Consider the following 16,934-nt stretch of genomic DNA (forward strand, 5'->3'; position numbering starts at 1 on the left):
TTTAACCCGCTGTTTTTGGCTTGTTTTTCAAAAAACAGACCAAAAACAGCGGGCGGTAGACTCAATATGTAAAGGTAACCAGATTATTGTATTACCTCGCTACTTCAATACGAACCGGCAGCGTGAAACCATCCATGTCCAACACAGTGGCATCTGCCTCGGCAATAGTTGGTACCAGGTTTAGCTCCAGGGCCTGCACTTCTTCAGAAATGTATTGCCCGAACGACTGTACCGCTGCAGCAACTTCGGCATTACCTTCCTGAAGGATCACCCGTATTTTGTCCTGTACTTCCAGACCGCTGTCTTTCCGGAGGTTCTGCAGGCGGTTTACCAGTTCACGGGCTATACCTTCCTGCTTAAGTTCCTCCGTAATATTTACGTCTAAAGCAACAGTCAGGGCACCTTCAGAAGCTACTAACCAGCCTGGAATGTCCTCAGACATGATTTCCACATCTTCGCGGCTCAGCACTGTGGTTTCATCTTCGCCTAAGGCAATTTCAAAGAAACCTTCACGCTCCATTTTGGCGATGTCTTCCTGACCCATCTGCTGGATCTGCGCAGCTACTAGCTTCAGCTTCGGCCCGAAAACCTGACCCAGACGCTTGAAGTTGGGCTTTATCTTCTTCACCAAAATGCCGGTGGTGTCTTCCAGGTACTCCAGGTTTTTTACGTTTACCTCAGAGAGAATCAGGTCTTCCACGCCTTGCAGCTGGGTTTTCATTTTCTCATCTAAAATTGGCACCAAAATGCGGCTCAACGGCTGACGTACTTTGATGGTGTGCTTCTTCCGGAGCGAGTGCACCAGTGACGATACGTTCTGCGCCAGCTGCATGCGCTGCTCCAGATCAGTGTCAATCAAGTCTTGCTGAACCTGCGGGAACAGCTCCAAGTGGATTGATTCTGACTTGCTGCGGCCACTCACGCGGTTCAGGTCCAGGAACAGGCGATCCATGTAGAAAGGTGCAATTGGTGAGGCCAACTTAGCCACAGTCTCCAAGCAAGTGTACAGCGTTTGGTAAGCAGCAGTTTTGTCCTGGTTTACTTCGCCTTTCCAGAAGCGTTTGCGGTTCAGGCGCACGTACCAGTTACTTAATTCATCAGCTACGAACTCCTGTATGGCGCGGGCCGCTTTGGTAGGATCGTAATCGTCATAGAAACCGGCTACTTCTTTCACCAAGGTGTTCAGGCGAGAGATAATCCAGCGGTCACTTTCGGTGCGTTGCGCAACTGGTATCTCTTCTCCCCCAAGCGTGAAGCCGTCTAAGTTGGCGTACAGCGCGAAGAATGAGTAGGTATTTTGAAGTGTGCCGAAGAAACGGCGTTGGATTTCAGTCACACCGTCCAGGTTGAACTTAAGGTTATCCCACGGAGGCGCGTTCACAATCATGTACCAGCGGGTGGCATCTGGTCCGAAGCGGCCGATGGTTTCAAACGGATCGATAGCGTTGCCGAGGCGCTTGCTCATCTTGTTGCCGTTCTTATCCAGCACCAGACCATTCGCGATTACGTTTTTGAACGCCACGCTATCTTCCAGCATTACGGCCAGCGCGTGCAGGGTAAAGAACCAGCCACGGGTTTGGTCTACGCCTTCAGCAATAAAATCTGCCGGGAAATTGGCGTTGAAAATATCTTTGTTCTCAAACGGATAATGCCATTGGGCATAAGGCATGGCCCCAGAGTCAAACCACACGTCAATCAGGTCCAGTTCACGGCGCATTGGTTTGCCGCTCTTGCTCACCAGCACAATATTATCTACATAAGGACGGTGCAGGTCGAAGCCTTTATAGTCGAAGTCCGGCAATTGGAACTGCGCGTTCTCGTCGTCGGCGCCTACTAAAGATTTTACCAGGTCTTCAGCTTTATCTAGCAGAGACTCATCTTCCTGTGGAGCCGTTGGTTTTGTACTAGCACCGGCAGCTTTGCGCAGCGGATTCTCTGTCATAACACCAGCAGCAATGGCGCGCTCAATCTCACGGTCCAGTTCTTTTACCGAGCCGATGCAGATTTCCTCGTCGCCCTCTTCGGTGCGCCAGATAGGCAGCGGTGTACCCCAGTAGCGCGAGCGCGATAGGTTCCAGTCTACCAAGTTTTCCAGCCAGTTTCCGAAACGGCCCGAGCCGGTAGATTCAGGTTTCCAGTTGATAGTTTTGTTCAACTCAATTAAGCGGGCCTTTACGGCCGTGGTTTTGATGAACCAACTATCTAGCGGGTAGTACAGCACGGGCTTATCAGTTCTCCAGCAATGTGGATAACTGTGCTCGTACTTCTCTACTTTAAACGCCTTGCCCTCTTCTTTCAGCTTGATGGCTATCAACACATCAGTGCTTTTGTAATCAGCGGCGTTTTCATCCAAGCCATCATAGTTTTTCACCGGCATACCGGCAAAATCGGTCACTTCTTTCACGAAGCGGCCCTGACGGTTTACCAGTGGAGAAGGCTTGCCATTTTCATCGGTTACCAACAGCGGCGGGATGTTGTTTTGTGCAGCTACTCTAAAGTCATCGGCCCCGAAGGTTGGGGAGATATGCACAATACCAGTACCGTCTTCCGTGGTCACAAAATCACCGATAATTACTCTGAAAGCTGGCTTCTCTGGGTCTGGCTGCACATACGGCATCAATTGCTCGTACTGAATGCCTGCCAGTTCTTCACCAGTGAATTCGCCAATGACCTTGAACGGAATTAGTTTATCACCCGCCTTGTAATCATCAACATCTAGTTCAGCGGCCTTTGGTGAGAAATATTTGCCCAGTAAATCTTTGGCTAGAATAACGGTTATAGGTGTGAATAAGTACGGGTTATAGGTTTGTACCTGCACGTACTTAATATTTTTACCCACCGCCAAAGCTGTGTTGGCAGGTAGCGTCCAGGGCGTAGTGGTCCAGGCTAGGAAGTAGTTTTCCATGTCGCCCTCGAACAAGAACGTGGACTTCTGGTTGTGGATAATCTTGAACTGCGCGACAATAGACGTGTCCTTCACGTTGCGGTACGTGCCCGGTTGGTTCAGCTCGTGTGAGCTAAGTCCCGTGCCCGCCGCTGGTGAAAACGGCTGAATTGTATAGCCTTTGTACAGGTAGCCTTTGTCATAGAGCTTTTTCAACAAAGCCCAATTAGACTCAATATACTCGTTCTCAAAGGTGATGTACGGGTTGTTCAAGTCTACCCAGTAGCCCATGCGCTCAGTTAGGTCGTCCCACTGGTCTTTAAAACGCATGACCGTTTCGCGGCAGCGGGCGTTGTATTCTTCTACCGAAATGGTTTTGCCAATATCTTCTTTGGTAATGCCCAGCTCCTTTTCAACCTGCAGTTCAATTGGCAAACCGTGGGTATCCCAGCCGCCTTTGCGCTGCACCTGAAAACCTTGTAAGGTTTTGTACCGGCAGAAAATATCTTTCACGGCACGGGCCATCACGTGGTGAATACCTGGCGCACCGTTAGCCGAGGGCGGGCCTTCATAAAATACGAAGGTAGGCTGACCCGCACGGGTCTCCACTGATTTCTCAAAGATGCGGTTCTCTTTCCAGTAGGCTCTCACCTCTTCGGCCAGGCCCGCATAGTCTAATTGCTTATACTCGTTGTACTTCACCTTTTTGTAAATATGGTGTGTAGTGTTGTTATTCTAATCTATCAAATGTTTCGATGCTGGTATGAAGCAGCTACTCCTTAAGAATGGCGCGGAGAACATATTACTGTTCCGTTCGCATCAGTCCATTTAGCAAAGTTAAGCAATAATTAACATGTGGTAGGATTCTCACAGGATTTTCCGTTTTAGCATAGTTTTTTGAAAAACAGGCTGAAAACAGGTTTGGAAGAGACACTTGTAGAACCTTTAGACAAACGAGTTTTTCTCAAACAGCTAGTTTATTGTTTAGAGTCTCCAAACATTTCTGATAAAACATCAAAGGTTTTGCGTTTTCAGCCTGTTTTTCAAAAAACATCTCAAAAACAGAATTTACCCAAGTTCTCTACAACATGGGTCTCTAAAAGCGTAGATTTTAAAGACTTCATCCTGAAAATTTTAATAATCCTGAAAATCCTGCTTTTCTTTGCTTCTGTACTTATTCACAGCTGATATGTCTGCTACTCAAATTGCCGCGGTGCGTTTTCAACCGTTGAACCTGCCTTTGCTTGAACCATTTGCCATTGCCACAGGCACCCAATATAATGTGGAGAACGTGGTAGTGCAGATTGAGCTAAAAGATGGTACCACGGGTTTGGGCGAGGCTGCTCCTTTTCCGGCCGTGAGTGGTGAGACGCAGGAAAGTACGCTGTTGGTGCTTCAGGAACTGGAAAAGCATTTGCTCCAAAAGGATGTGAAAAACTGGCGTACCCTTGCCAAAGAATTAGATCAACTTGCGCCGCAGGCGCCAGCTGCCCGTTGCAGTGTAGAGATGGCCATTTTAGATGCGCTGTGTAAACATTACAAAATGCCACTGTACGTTTTCTTTGGCGGAGTGAAAAACTATTTGAAAACTGATCTCACCATTACCGCCGGAGATGAAGCACACGCAGCGGCTTCGGCCAAGTCAATTGTGGAAAGAGGCTTCTCGGTGATCAAAGTAAAGACCGAGGGAACTGATGTGGATTATGATTTGCGACGGTTGCAGGCTATCCACAATGCCGCACCTTCCGCTACCTTGATTGTAGACGGAAACTGCGGGTATAATCTGGAGCGTGTTCAAGCCTTTGTCCACAGGGCAGCAGAAGCCAAAATCCCTATTATTTTGCTGGAACAACCACTTCCACGGGATAGTTGGGAGGAATTAGCCGTGTTGTCAACTACCTGTCCTTTCCCCATAGCCGCAGATGAATCGGCGCGAAGCGCTGCGGACGTAGCACGGCTGGCTCAAGATAATAGTGCGAACGTTGTCAACATTAAACTAATGAAGTGCGGAGTGCTGGAGGCCCTGCAGATGGCAGCGTTAGCTCAAGTACACGGTCTTGGACTAATGATTGGCGGCATGGTGGAAAGTATTCTGGCCATGACTTTTTCAGCACATTTCGCGGCGGGCATTGGAGGGTTTGAATTTATTGATTTAGATACACCTCTGTTTATAGCGGAGCATTCGTTCAGCGGTGGGTTTCAGCAGAACGGCGAGAATCTAACTCTGTCTTCAGATGTGGCTGGGCACGGGGTTTGGTTAGAAAGTCCTTTGAAGTAGTAACTAGAATGTTGAAGTGCGTTTTGGACCTTCGTTCTGAAAAGCAGATCCAAAACGCTCTTTATTTTTACGGCACTATTGCAGATACTCCCCATTAGAAGGGCGAAGGGGGATGTTTACACAAAAGTATCACGCATTGCTGATCGTAGGGACAGGTCGCGACCTGTCCGGAGACGCTGGCCCTAGATGTAGGGCTTACTATGGAAAAGAAAATCACTCCGGCAGGCGCAGAACCTTTACATGAATGGAATTTGTAGGGGCATCCGCAAAGGACAGGTCGCGACCTGTCCCTACAGGGAACGCCATAATTGGCAAGTGTAAACATCCCCTACCCCCTTAAAAGGGGGAATCTGCATTTAGGGGGCGCTTTTACTGTTAGCAACTTATTTTTCTTCCTCTTATCCACTTGGTAGTATCCACAACAAAAAAGGCGCTCCCGCATTGGAAGCGCCTTTTTTGTTAATTTTGTTTTAGGCTTATTTTCAGAAAAACAGACCTAAAACAGACATTTAAAGTTTCTCGAAAATACGTTTGAAGCTCACGGCGTCACCAATGTACTGGCGAAGCTCCGAAATGTGCATGCGCTTCTGCTCTCGGCTGTCGCGCTCGCGTACGGTCACGGTGTCGTTCTCAAGGGTCTCGTAATCAACGGCTATACAGAACGGCGTACCGATCAGGTCTTGGCGGGTGTAGCGTTTTCCTATGGCGTCGCGCTCTTCATAGATCACGTTGAAATCGAACTTCAGATCATCAAAGATTTGCTGGGCTTTCTCTGGCAAACTATCTTTGCGCACCAGCGGGAAAACAGCGGCTTTTACTGGGGCAATAGCTGGATGGAACTTCAGGAAGGTGCGGGTTTTAGTGTTCTCGCCTTCCGTGATTTCCTCTTCCTGGTACGCATTGCACAGCGTCATCAGGAACAGACGGTCAGCGCCTACCGATGTTTCCACTACGTATGGCACGTAGTTTCCGTATGGCTTACCGTCTTCGTTCAGGTCGTTGTCAAAGTACTGCTGCTTTTTACGGCTAAGTTCCTGGTGCTGGGTCAGGTCAAAATCGGTACGGGAGTGAATACCTTCTACTTCTTTAAAACCGAACGGGAACTCAAACTCAATATCAACGGCGGCGTTAGCGTAGTGAGCCAACTTTTCGTGGTCGTGGTAGCGAAGCTTTTCAGAAGGAACGCCCAAAGCCTCATGCCAACGGCGGCGAACAGTTCTCCAATGCTGGTACCATTCCATTTCGGTGCCAGGGCGAACAAAGAACTGCATTTCCATCTGCTCAAACTCGCGCATTCTAAAAATGAACTGACGAGCCACAATCTCATTTCGGAAAGCTTTGCCAATTTGGGCAATCCCAAAAGGCACTTTCATACGACCCGATTTCTGCACGTTCAGGAAGTTCACAAAAATTCCCTGGGCAGTCTCGGGGCGGAGGTAAATAGTGCTAGAGTCTTCGGCCACGGAACCTACCTGTGTGGAGAACATCAGGTTGAACTGACGGACTTCTGTCCAGTTACAGGTGCCTGAAATTGGGCACTTTATGTTTTCTGAGATAATTAATCGCTGCACGCCTTTCAGATCTTCGGCCTCCAGCAAACGCGCCATTTGATTCAGCAGGTTTTGCTTTTTATCCACATCACCGGCTTTCTCGTATTCGGCAGCTTTTTCCTCAATCAATACATCAGCGCGATAGCGCTTTTTAGAATCGAGGTTATCAATCATGGGATCATTAAATGAATCCACATGACCCGATGCTTTCCAGGTGAGCGGGTGCATGAATATGGAAGCGTCAATGCCCACTACATTTTGGTGCAGTTGCGTCATGGCTTTCCACCACAGGTTCTTGAGGTTATTTTTTAGCTCTACTCCGTTCTGCCCGTAGTCATACACGGCCTGCAGACCGTCATAAATCTCGCTGGAAGGAAAAACAAATCCGTACTCCTTGGCATGCGAGATAATATCTTTTAACTGCGCGTTCTCAGTCTGTTTCTCTTGTTTGCTCATAATCGCAAATATAGAGGATTCTAAAGCACAACCTCAAGATAAGCTTTTCATTTGATGATGTTTTACCTGAACTTGTTTTTAAAAAGCACAAAATTTCTTTACCCAATTGCCTTTGTATTAGTGTGCAGTAAAAGGCAGTGCTGTTTGAAATAACCCATCAAATACTTTCTCACCTTCTTTTAAATGAACAGCAACTATCTTTTTCTTTAATATACAGGCTCCTTCAGCATTTCATTTACCCAATACATATATGGGAACCACTTTATATAGGAGCTTTAGAGTTTACAATTTGATAACTTATCTATTTTCTTCTTTACGTTACCTTTGTCTGCTTTTTTCTCACCTATTGTTTTATGTTTGGCTTAGAGACAGGATTACTTGTTCTATTAATTCTTTGCCTGGCTGCCGCCTGCTTTTTCGAGTTTATCAACGGTTTTCATGACACCGCCAATGCCGTAGCTACTGTTATTTACACCAACACCCTTCGTCCTTGGGCCGCGGTTATATGGTCTGGCTTCTGGAATTTTATTGGTGTTTTTGCTGGAGGTATTGGAGTGGCCATGGGCATTGTATATCTGTTACCTATTGAAACCCTGATAGACCAAGATGTTTGGCACGGAGTGGCTATGATAGGTGCTCTTTTGTTCAGCGCCATATTTTGGAACCTTGGAACCTGGTATTTAGGCTTGCCTTCGTCAAGTTCGCACACTTTGATTGGGTCTATATTAGGATTAGGTATCGGATACTCTCTTTTACCAAGCACTACTGAAGCCACTTTTGCTTGGTCAGAAGCATCCAGAACAGGTTTGTCTTTAATTGTCTCTCCTATTCTTGGTTTTTCTTTGACCATTTTGCTAATGTTTGTGTTAAAGCGGTATGTGAAAAACAAGACCATTTTCAAGCAACCTCACAAACGCAAGCCCCCTCCCCTCTGGATTCGGTTAATTCTAATTATTACCTGCACCCTGGTTTCTTTTTTCCATGGCTCTAATGACGGTCAAAAAGGAGTTGGTTTGGTCATGCTTATTTTGATAGCCATTGTTCCTTCCTACTTTGCTCTGGACCACACCAGAAATCCGTTTGAGATGCAGCAGTCTATTGTTAAAGTAGAGAAAGGCTTGAACAGAATAGATCGTAATTCATTGTCTGCGGCTAATGCACAGCAGTTAGACCAGTTAAAGGAAGAAGTTCATAAAATGATGGATCTTTTTGCTGCTTCCTCTGACATGCCTTCTCTAGCTGAAGATTCTCCTTTTAAGTTAAGACGCAATATTCTTGTTATTTCAACCAGAGCAGATAAGTTTCTGAATAACCCAAATGCTATGTTGAGTAAAGAAGAAACACAGTTGCTAAGAGAAGGAGTTACTGAAATGCGTTCATTCACTGAATACGCACCTGATTGGGTGTTGATGATGGTCGCTCTTTCGTTGGGTCTTGGTACTATGGTTGGCTGGAAAAGAATTGTTAAAACTGTTGGTGAAAGAATTGGCAAGGAGCACCTGACATACGCCCAAGGAGCCTCTGCCGAATTTATGGCAGCCAGTGTAATTGGTTTTTCTACACTTATCTTTAAGTTACCGGTTAGCACAACACATATACTTTCTTCGGGAGTGGCCGGTAGTATGGTGGCAAACAAAGGAATGAAAAATTTAAATCTTGAAACAGTACGAAACATCACTTTAGCTTGGTTTCTTACGTTACCCGTTTCAATGTTTTTGTCAGGGAGCCTTTTCTTTATTTTCAGGTGGCTTCTTGATTAGCTATAATCTTACATAATCATCATAAAAATGCCCCTGTGTTCCTACAGGGGCATTTTTGTTAGCCTTATTTATTAATGATCTGCACTTCCAATTGCTACTTCTTTTCTCTTAAATATATTTCATTATGTATTGAGACATTCATTTAGAGATTTATTTCATCATTGTGTCAATAGAGCTTTACCGAGGCTAAACTTTTAGCGTATGTACTTAACATTACCGTAACATTAGGACCATTATCTTATAGTAATTTTGCAGGAACAAAAATTCTAACTCACTCATTTAATGGCTAAAAGAAGAAAGGGAAAGGGTTCATTAGTACCCGCCCAACCCTACAAATTCAGGAAACGGACTGGTTTGCTGGATATCGTGCTCCGAAAAGAAAAGCCCTTCCTGTATTTCATTGCCTTTGCCCTTATTCTGTCTGGTATTATTTATCCGTATACTCCTGTGGCTATGTGGGTAGGTTTTGCATTTGCCGGCTACTCAGCCATTGCCAATGACAGTATTCAGACCATTGGTACTTTCATAGTTTCCAATGAAGACAAGAAGTGGTACTGGCAGTGGCTCTTTATGGGCGGTATTTTTCTGGCTACTGTTTTTTACAGCTGGTATGTCTTTAACGGAGATGTTACCTACCAGCGTTTAGCCTCTAAAGGGTTTGCAGATACCCCAGAGAACTTTGTGTATCTGCAGTTGGCTGCCCCAGTTATTCTTTTGCTGCTTACACGCTTCAGAATACCTGTATCTACCACTTTCATGCTTTTGAGTGTATTCACCATTGACTCAGGTGCGATATTTAGCATGGTGAATAAGAGCTTGATGGGTTATGTGGCTGCGTTTGTAGCTGCTTTACTTATCTATCTGCTTCTTTCAAAGGTCTTGAAGAGGCTTGTTAAAGGCCAGGCTCACAATGCCTGGATCTGGGCTCAGTGGATTATCAGTGGCTTCTTGTGGCATACATGGCTGGCTCAGGACTTGGCCAACATTGCGGTATATCTGCCCCGTCAGTTGAACGTTTGGGAATTTGTAGCCTTCGCAAGCTTTATTTTCTTCGGGTTGGCATACCTGTTCTACATGCGTGGAGAGAAAATCCAAAATATTATCAATGAGAAATCTGAGGTAAGAGACGTACGCAGTGCTACTATCATTGACTTAGTGTATTCTATTATTCTTTACTACTTCAAAGAGATAAACAACATTCCTATGAGTACAACATGGGTGTTTGTGGGTCTGTTAGCGGGTAGAGAACTCGGAATTCGCATCAGATCAAGAGAATCTACCTCAAAATTCTCTAAGACCTTTAAATTGATTGGACGCGATATCTTTTCAGTTTCTATAGGTTTAATTATTTCAGTAATTCTAGCCATTGCCATCAACCCAGCTATTCAGGCAGAAATAAAAGCTTTCCTCTTCGATGAATAGAGGTTAGCTTCTTAAAAAGAAAGAGCCCGCTGTATTTGCAGCGGGCTCTTTCTTTTTTAAGGTTTTTAAATAAAAACTCTTAAAACAACAGGTTGATCACTATAAAAGAAAAGGCCGCAGTAGCGGCCTTTTCTTTTATAGTGATTATAATTAATCTTTCAGCTTAGCTGCCTGCTGGCCACAGCACCTCCAGATTATCATCCATGTGTACGCCAAAATTGACAGCTAACAGCTTCCCTTCTTCAAAATAAAGGTCAATCATTTCTTTTTCGTAAGAAAGGCAGGTAACGTTGTTTTCAATCTTCTCTTTTTCTACCGACTGAACTCCATTGGCTTTGAACAAGTCTTCTACTTCCTGCAGGCTTAATTCAAAGATCTTCTTTCCCCACAGGGTTACGTTAGGGTTTGCCGTTTCTATGCAGCTCAAGCGGTAATCATCTTCTTTGTCAAAGTAAAAAGAGAAGCCGGTGTCCCAGTAGTTGAACGCCTTGTGCTCAAACTCATCTTCCTCGCTAGACTCTTCAATTTCCTCAGGCTCTCCCATGATGTCTTCTACCTGCTCCATGCTTAACCCAAAGGTCAAGTCCCCTATCCCGCGGCCGAGCTGTATTTCATTATCAAATTGCTGTTTTTCTAATTCCATGGTAATTGCTCTTTCGTCTGTTTTTGACATGATTTTTATAAAACTAGTCAAAAATAGATTTTAATCAACATTAAATCTGACTAAACGCGCTGCTTCATTTTTCACTCGCGCCCCAGCTCCCCTTTCTCTTGCTTGATTTGGGCGGCTTTTCCCACTTTTCCACGAAGTCCACTTGATATCTATTATAAATCAATTTTTCTTAAAAAGAATCTTTTTCATCATTAGGCCTGTGCACAAGTGGATAAGTGGATCAGATGAAACTTTATCCCCGCTTCTGTTTATAAAAAGCATATACATTCACATTCCTTAATTTTTATGTGGATTCTTCTTCTTTATTGATCAATGAGTTATCTGTGATTTCCACTTTTTCACATTTGGCTTGGTGTATAAAGCTCCAAACTTATGAGCACGTGCATAACTCTTCATTTTTGTGAATCTTATTCACCTTTTCTCACATTTTGACTCTCGCTCCGGTTGTTGAGCCTTAATGGTTCTTGTGTTATCAGACTTTTGCCCTTGTTTTCCCGAACTTTCTCCACATTTATCCACGTTGTTTCCACTTGTTGTGGAGACCTCTCTTTTTTTGGCTTTCTATTTTTATTCTAGAAGCTGATAGGGTTATCTTCTACTATTTCCCAATTGCTTCTGATCTCAAATTTTGCTGGGTGTAGAATAACTGGTTCTGGTAATTGGCGTTTGGCTAGATCTCCGTTGTCCCAGACACCATTGTTGTTTTTGTCTACCAGTATACGAACTTGATACGTTCCTGGCTGTAGGTTGTCCCACTTCACCGTTTTCTTATTTCTTGTTTCCCTTACTATTTTATTGTCTTTTAGTAGCTGTACATTGAAACTTGTTTCTTCAGTTTTCAAATTAATTTTTAGACTACCCACATTTGCCCTATCTGCTACCTGTATTGTTTGTGTAGAGGCATTAAAAGGAAGTCCGCTAAAGGGCACAATTTTAGTTGTGTCAATCTGCACTTTCATTTCTTTTGCAGCCGTTAGAGGCATTAATATGCTCAGTTCTGTTTGGTCTTGGTTGAACTTCAGCTGTTCTGCACTCTTTGTTGTGATTGTTGTTGCGGAGTCTGCAATGATGGTAACTGCCCCTTCTGTATTGACTAATGTGGCTGGAACTTCAAATCTTAATTTTAGTGTATCACCTGGAACTATGGAGGTTCCATTGCTTATCTGGAAGCTTTTTATTGATCTTCCTAATCTGTTTCCTGCCAATCTTATTCCTACGGTATCTATTTTAGTGTTGCCGGCACTGTCTTGAGCTTCAATAAGCCATCTATTTTCATCTGCGGAATTTGGAAAGAGACGCAATGTTTTACCTGAGTTAACCAGCAACCATTTTAGCTCAGTTGTATTTTCTGGATTTATCTTATTTATGCTCACTCTGGCTATTCCTTCAGTGTATTCTATATCATACGCGTCAGCATAACTTTTTCTGCTTAAAGCTATTGGCTTTGTCTTGTCTTGGTAATGCAGTTTTAAGTCGACATCTGTTACGGTAGGCTCTATTGCAATTGAATCTTGTGTGAAGGCAATGGCTTCCTTTTCATTGTCATACTGCAGGTTATTGTTTATTTCAGTTAATGCATAGATGTAGTAATTTCCTCGCTTCACGTAGTTGAACTGGAATACACCACTAGAGTCTGTTTGAGTAACATAAAGTGGTTTACCTCTTTTAACCTGACCTGTATCACTAGCTGGATATAACAAGACGCTTGCCTCCTTAGGTGGCGTTGCATTGAATACATAACTAACTTTCCCGCTAACCTGGCCAGAATCTAAAAAATTACCGGTACTAAAGGTTAATACAACACCTTTTGCTGCATTTTTCTCTGTAATGTCGGTTATGCTTTTTCTGAAGTTAAGACTATAGGTGGTGTTTTCTTGCCAAGGTTTAGCAAAAGTAAGTTCAACGGTACCGTCTTTTATTTTTGTTTTATAGGTATTATCAGTGAAAGGAGCTATCAATAACTGACGCGCCAGATCAGGTGCCTGAATGGCTTCATCAAAAACGAGCACTATTTTTTCCGGGTTTACATTGGTTGTTCCATTCTTAGGATTTGACATTACCAATTTTGGTGGCTCTAAATCCCTTGGCCCTCCATCTGGGCTTCCAATGCTTGCGCAGCCGTATATAATCAATAAGCATATGCCTATACATGCGTTTATTACCTGATTTTTCATTTTTTGCTTTAAAATGGAAATGACCTTATAGCCTAAACTATAAGGTCATTGTACTTAGTGTGTTTTACTTTTATCTTTTCTCTGCAATAAAAATTTGGCTTGAGTAAGAGTTATCGTTCTTAGCACCGTACAGATTTGACCTGAACCCAGTAAAGAATGAACCCAGCATTTTTGTTTGCCCGTGGCGGTACTTTTCGCTTAGTATACTTACGTAGTAAGCATCCCATTTCATTGGAAGTACTTCTTTCAAGTGCAGTTTATGTTTTTTAAATAAACGCTGCATACTTGCTTTATTAAAGTGGTAAAGGTGGCGGGGTACATCATATGCCGCCCAATCTGCTCCATATTTTTTGGCATCGTAAGAATCAGCATTAGGGACAGCAATGATCAAATGCCCTCCCTTTTTTGTTGCTTTTATGAGAGCTTGAAGCGTTTCATTCAACGTGTGCACGTGTTCTAAAACATGCCATAGGGTCACTACCTCAAAGCTTTCTGTTTCTAATTCCTCAAGTTTGCCTCGGTACAGCGGCTTTCCTAATTTTTCTTCAGTTTGCTGTCTAGCCACTTCATTGGGCTCAATCCCTTCAACTTTCCAGTCTTGTTTTTGGCATGCCTGTAGAAAGTACCCCACTCCGCATCCATAATCTAAAATGGATCCTTTGTTTCCTAAACGGTTTATCAACTCCACTTTCCGCCGTACTGCCATTGATCTAACCAAGCGGTAAGTTTTGTTTAAAAGACCTTTGCTAGTGTCTGAGTGCGAAATATATCCTTCAGATTCATAGTAGGGTCCTATGCTCTCTTCATTCGGTCGCGGATTAGTAAACTTTAAGCCGCAGTTCTCGCACTGTACTATCACAAAGCTTTCCTGGCTTACACTTTTGTCTTTTACTACTAGAAAATTCTTAAAATCTGTTTTGGAACAAATGGGGCAAAGGTCTAGCCGTTCGTAGCTCATTCTATTTTCCTAAATACACCATCAAAATGGAGATATCTGCCGGAGATACGCCACTGATGCGTGATGCTTGTCCTAAGGTTTCTGGCTGTACTTTCAGTAACTTTTCACGTGCCTCATTTGAAAGCGCGGTAATAGCTTTATAGTCTAGCCGGTCTTTAATGCGATAATTCTCCAGTTCCTCCATTTTAGAGGCCATCTGGTTTTCCTTCTCAATATAGCTGGCGTATTTTAAAAGAATAACCGCCTGCTCTAAACTTTCTGGTAAATATTTACTCAGGTATAGATTCAGGCTTTCAGAAGAGGCCAATAAATGCTCCAACTCCACGTTTGGCCGCTTTAACAGATTACCCGCTTTGGCTCTTTCGCTGATTGGCGCGGAATCCAGAGAAAGCAGCATTGCATTTACCTCCTCCGGCTCAATTCCTTTCTGCTGTAGATATGCCAGTACTTCCTGCGTTTCCTGTTTTTTGCGATTTACCTTCTGCAGACGCTCTTCTGAAGCTAATCCTAAATTATAGCCTTTTTCAGTTAAGCGAAGATCTGCATTGTCTTGACGCAAAAGAATCCTGTGCTCAGCACGCGAGGTAAACATTCGGTAAGGCTCATTGGTACCTTTGTTCACCAAATCATCTATCAATACGCCTATATACGCCTCTGATCTTTTCAAAACAAACGGCTCTGCGTTATGCACCTTATTATGGGCGTTAATTCCCGCCATAAGACCTTGGCAAGCCGCTTCTTCGTAACCAGTGGTACCATTGATTTGACCTGCAAAGTAAAGGTTATCCACAAGCTTGGTTTCCAATGTTAGGTTCAATTGGGTTGGCGGGAAGAAGTCATACTCTATGGCATAACCAGGGCGGAACATCTTTGCATTTTCGAAACCTGGTATCTCACGAAGCGCTTTAAACTGCACATCTTCCGGCAATGAGCTAGAGAAACCATTTACATACACCTCTACCGTATTCCATCCTTCTGGCTCTACAAATATCTGGTGACGGTCGCGTTCTGCAAATCGGTTGATTTTATCTTCGATAGATGGGCAATAGCGTGGGCCTAAACCTTGAATTCGTCCTTGAAACATAGGTGATTTTTCAAACCCTGTTTTAAGAATCTCGTGAACTTTAGAATTGGTATAGGTAATGTAGCAGCTTCTTTGGTTTGATAAAGCTTGCGTATCAGTGTAAGAGAACTTATTAGGATTTTCATCTCCTTTCTGCTCTTCCATAGCTTCGTAGTTCAGGCTGCGACCATCCACTCTTGGCGGTGTTCCGGTTTTCATTCGCCCTGCCTCAAAGCCTAACGACACCAGCTGCTCAGTTATACCTTTAGCAGATTTCTCTGCGGCCCTTCCGCCTCCTAATCTTTTCTCGCCAATATGGATAATGCCGTTCAGGAATGTACCGTTTGTGAGTACCACCGCTTTGGCTCTTATTTCTAAGCCTAGGCTAGTTTTTACTCCTACTGCTTTACCATCTTCCACTATTATCTCTGACACCATTTCTTGCCAGAAATCTACATTTGGTGTTTGCTCAAGAGCTATTCTCCACTCTTCAGCAAAACGCATTCGGTCGCTCTGAGCCCTTGGGCTCCACATAGCAGGGCCTTTGCTCATGTTCAGCATTCTGAACTGAATCATTGTTTTGTCGGTAATGATTCCGCTCATGCCGCCCAAGGCATCCACTTCTCTTACTATTTGCCCTTTTGCCACGCCGCCCATAGCTGGGTTACATGACATTTGCGCAATTGTATTCATGTTCATGGTAACGAGTAATACTTTCGATCCCATGGTGGCGGCCGCATGTGCTGCTTCACATCCGGCATGTCCCGCCCCTACAACTACTACATCATAACTTGTGAACATTGTGTGGATTACTATTATGTTTCACGTGAACATTGTTGATAACTGAGGTAAAACTATAGAAAGCGGTGTTTATAACTGAAGCATTTCTAAACACTCATCTTCCTTAGAACGCATTAGAGCTTGTTTTTCTTCTGATTTGTCTTCATAACCAAGTAAATGGAGTAGACCGTGCGCCATTACTCTATGAAGCTCCACTTCTGGAGTTATGTTGAAAGCAGCGGCATTATCAACAATACGGTCTATACTAATGAAAACATCACCTTCAATAACTCCTTCTATGTCGGAATTATCAAAGGTGATGACATCAGTGAGCGTGTCATGCTCTAAGTATTCTACATTCATCTGATGAAGATATTCATCAGAACAAAAAATGTAGTTTAAAGATTCTAACTCGAAGGAATATTTTGAGATAATTTCAAAAAGCCATTCCTTAATCTTTGCCTCATCTTTTACTTCAAACTCCACATCCTCGGCAAAGAATTCAATGGGTAACTCAGGCATTTTCAATATTAAATGTTAACGATACCGTTTTGCCGTCGTTGCTGAATTCTACCTCGTCACAAAGATTGCGCATTAAAAAGATACCACGTCCTCCAGGGTTCTCCAGGTTTTCAGGGGCAGTAGGGTCAGAGAGAGACTCAGGATCAAAACCGTTTCCTTCATCTTCTACTTCAAACCGCAGTTTTTTAGGCTCTACATAGAGAGAAAGATAGACGTTCTTATCCTTGTCAAACTTGTTGCCGTGTCTGATGGCGTTATTCACAGATTCCGTTACAGCAACCATGATGTTACCATAGATATCATCCTCAATCTGGAACTTCTCTCTGGAGTTGTCAATAAAGCTCTCCACTATGCGGATGTTCTCAATGATAGAAGGAATCTGAATTTTTACTTGATTCATAATATGTAACCTAT

Annotated in this window: 11 protein-coding genes; 3 read left to right on the forward strand and 8 right to left on the reverse strand. The window is 43.7% G+C overall.

Features of this window, described 5'->3' with window-relative positions; all coding sequences use genetic code 11:
• Positions 1–91: 91 nt before the first annotated feature.
• Positions 92–3,586 carry an isoleucine--tRNA ligase gene (ileS, locus tag A8O23_RS21225; protein WP_074988391.1) on the reverse strand — a complete coding sequence of 1,165 codons (3,495 nt, stop codon included), beginning with the start codon at positions 3,584–3,586 and terminating at the stop codon, positions 92–94.
• A 487-nt stretch (positions 3,587–4,073) separates the two neighbouring features.
• Here ileS and A8O23_RS14655 point away from each other — a divergent pair, with 487 nt between their 5' ends.
• Complete coding sequence (locus A8O23_RS14655) at positions 4,074–5,162, forward strand: dipeptide epimerase (protein ID WP_066622522.1); 1,089 nt, start codon at positions 4,074–4,076, stop codon at positions 5,160–5,162.
• Positions 5,163–5,671: 509 nt separating this feature from the next.
• Here the strand turns inward: A8O23_RS14655 and A8O23_RS14660 are convergent.
• Positions 5,672–7,168 (reverse strand): glycine--tRNA ligase, encoded by a 1,497-nt coding sequence (locus A8O23_RS14660; protein WP_066622524.1) that lies wholly within the window; start codon positions 7,166–7,168, stop codon positions 5,672–5,674.
• A gap of 353 nt (positions 7,169–7,521) precedes the next feature.
• Between A8O23_RS14660 and A8O23_RS14665 the strand changes: the two genes are divergently transcribed.
• Both A8O23_RS14665 and A8O23_RS14670 read left to right on the forward strand, forming a co-directional pair.
• The gene (locus tag A8O23_RS14665; protein WP_066622526.1) at positions 7,522–8,928 is read left to right on the forward strand and encodes an inorganic phosphate transporter; all 1,407 of its coding nucleotides are present in this window, start codon (positions 7,522–7,524) and stop codon (positions 8,926–8,928) included.
• 282 nt (positions 8,929–9,210) lie between these two features.
• A complete protein-coding gene (locus tag A8O23_RS14670; protein ID WP_066622528.1) occupies positions 9,211–10,350 on the forward strand; it encodes a hypothetical protein in 1,140 nt (379 codons plus the stop codon).
• A gap of 163 nt (positions 10,351–10,513) precedes the next feature.
• Here the strand turns inward: A8O23_RS14670 and A8O23_RS14675 are convergent, their stop codons facing one another.
• The 6 genes from A8O23_RS14675 to A8O23_RS14700 form a co-directional block, all read right to left on the reverse strand.
• Positions 10,514–11,023: a hypothetical protein gene (locus tag A8O23_RS14675; RefSeq protein WP_239693417.1), complete on the reverse strand. Its 510-nt coding sequence runs from the start codon at positions 11,021–11,023 to the stop codon at positions 10,514–10,516.
• Positions 11,024–11,595: 572 nt separating this feature from the next.
• Positions 11,596–13,197 carry an Ig-like domain-containing protein gene (locus A8O23_RS14680; protein WP_082883082.1) on the reverse strand — a complete coding sequence of 534 codons (1,602 nt, stop codon included), beginning with the start codon at positions 13,195–13,197 and terminating at the stop codon, positions 11,596–11,598.
• Between the two features lie 70 nt (positions 13,198–13,267).
• Positions 13,268–14,155 carry a class I SAM-dependent methyltransferase gene (locus tag A8O23_RS14685; protein WP_066622532.1) on the reverse strand — a complete coding sequence of 296 codons (888 nt, stop codon included), beginning with the start codon at positions 14,153–14,155 and terminating at the stop codon, positions 13,268–13,270.
• A gap of 1 nt (position 14,156) precedes the next feature.
• On the reverse strand, positions 14,157–16,019 hold the full coding sequence (mnmG, locus tag A8O23_RS14690) for a tRNA uridine-5-carboxymethylaminomethyl(34) synthesis enzyme MnmG (protein WP_066622534.1): 1,863 nt from the start codon (positions 16,017–16,019) through the stop codon (positions 14,157–14,159).
• A gap of 69 nt (positions 16,020–16,088) precedes the next feature.
• The gene (gene ybeY / locus A8O23_RS14695) at positions 16,089–16,520 is read right to left on the reverse strand and encodes an rRNA maturation RNase YbeY (RefSeq protein WP_066622536.1); all 432 of its coding nucleotides are present in this window, start codon (positions 16,518–16,520) and stop codon (positions 16,089–16,091) included.
• The gene (locus A8O23_RS14700) at positions 16,513–16,920 is read right to left on the reverse strand and encodes an ATP-binding protein (protein WP_066622541.1); all 408 of its coding nucleotides are present in this window, start codon (positions 16,918–16,920) and stop codon (positions 16,513–16,515) included. Before A8O23_RS14700 ends, ybeY begins: the two co-directional genes overlap by 8 nt.
• Positions 16,921–16,934: the final 14 nt, after the last annotated feature.

The organism is Rufibacter roseus (genome assembly GCF_001647285.1).
Taxonomy (GTDB): Bacteria; Bacteroidota; Bacteroidia; order Cytophagales; family Hymenobacteraceae; genus Nibribacter; species Nibribacter roseus.

Excerpts from the sequence above, each read along its gene's own strand:
- A8O23_RS14655 (WP_066622522.1), top strand. The coding sequence starts at position 4,074 with ATGTCTGCTACTCAAATTGCCGCGGTGCGTTTTCAACCGTTGAACCTG.
- A8O23_RS14660 (WP_066622524.1), bottom strand. The coding sequence starts at position 7,168 with ATGAGCAAACAAGAGAAACAGACTGAGAACGCGCAGTTAAAAGATATT.
- A8O23_RS14665 (WP_066622526.1), top strand. The coding sequence starts at position 7,522 with ATGTTTGGCTTAGAGACAGGATTACTTGTTCTATTAATTCTTTGCCTG.
- A8O23_RS14670 (WP_066622528.1), top strand. The coding sequence starts at position 9,211 with ATGGCTAAAAGAAGAAAGGGAAAGGGTTCATTAGTACCCGCCCAACCC.
- A8O23_RS14675 (WP_239693417.1), bottom strand. The coding sequence starts at position 11,023 with ATGTCAAAAACAGACGAAAGAGCAATTACCATGGAATTAGAAAAACAG.
- A8O23_RS14680 (WP_082883082.1), bottom strand. The coding sequence starts at position 13,197 with ATGAAAAATCAGGTAATAAACGCATGTATAGGCATATGCTTATTGATT.
- A8O23_RS14685 (WP_066622532.1), bottom strand. The coding sequence starts at position 14,155 with ATGAGCTACGAACGGCTAGACCTTTGCCCCATTTGTTCCAAAACAGAT.
- mnmG (WP_066622534.1), bottom strand. The coding sequence starts at position 16,019 with ATGTTCACAAGTTATGATGTAGTAGTTGTAGGGGCGGGACATGCCGGA.
- ybeY (WP_066622536.1), bottom strand. The coding sequence starts at position 16,520 with ATGCCTGAGTTACCCATTGAATTCTTTGCCGAGGATGTGGAGTTTGAA.
- A8O23_RS14700 (WP_066622541.1), bottom strand. The coding sequence starts at position 16,920 with ATGAATCAAGTAAAAATTCAGATTCCTTCTATCATTGAGAACATCCGC.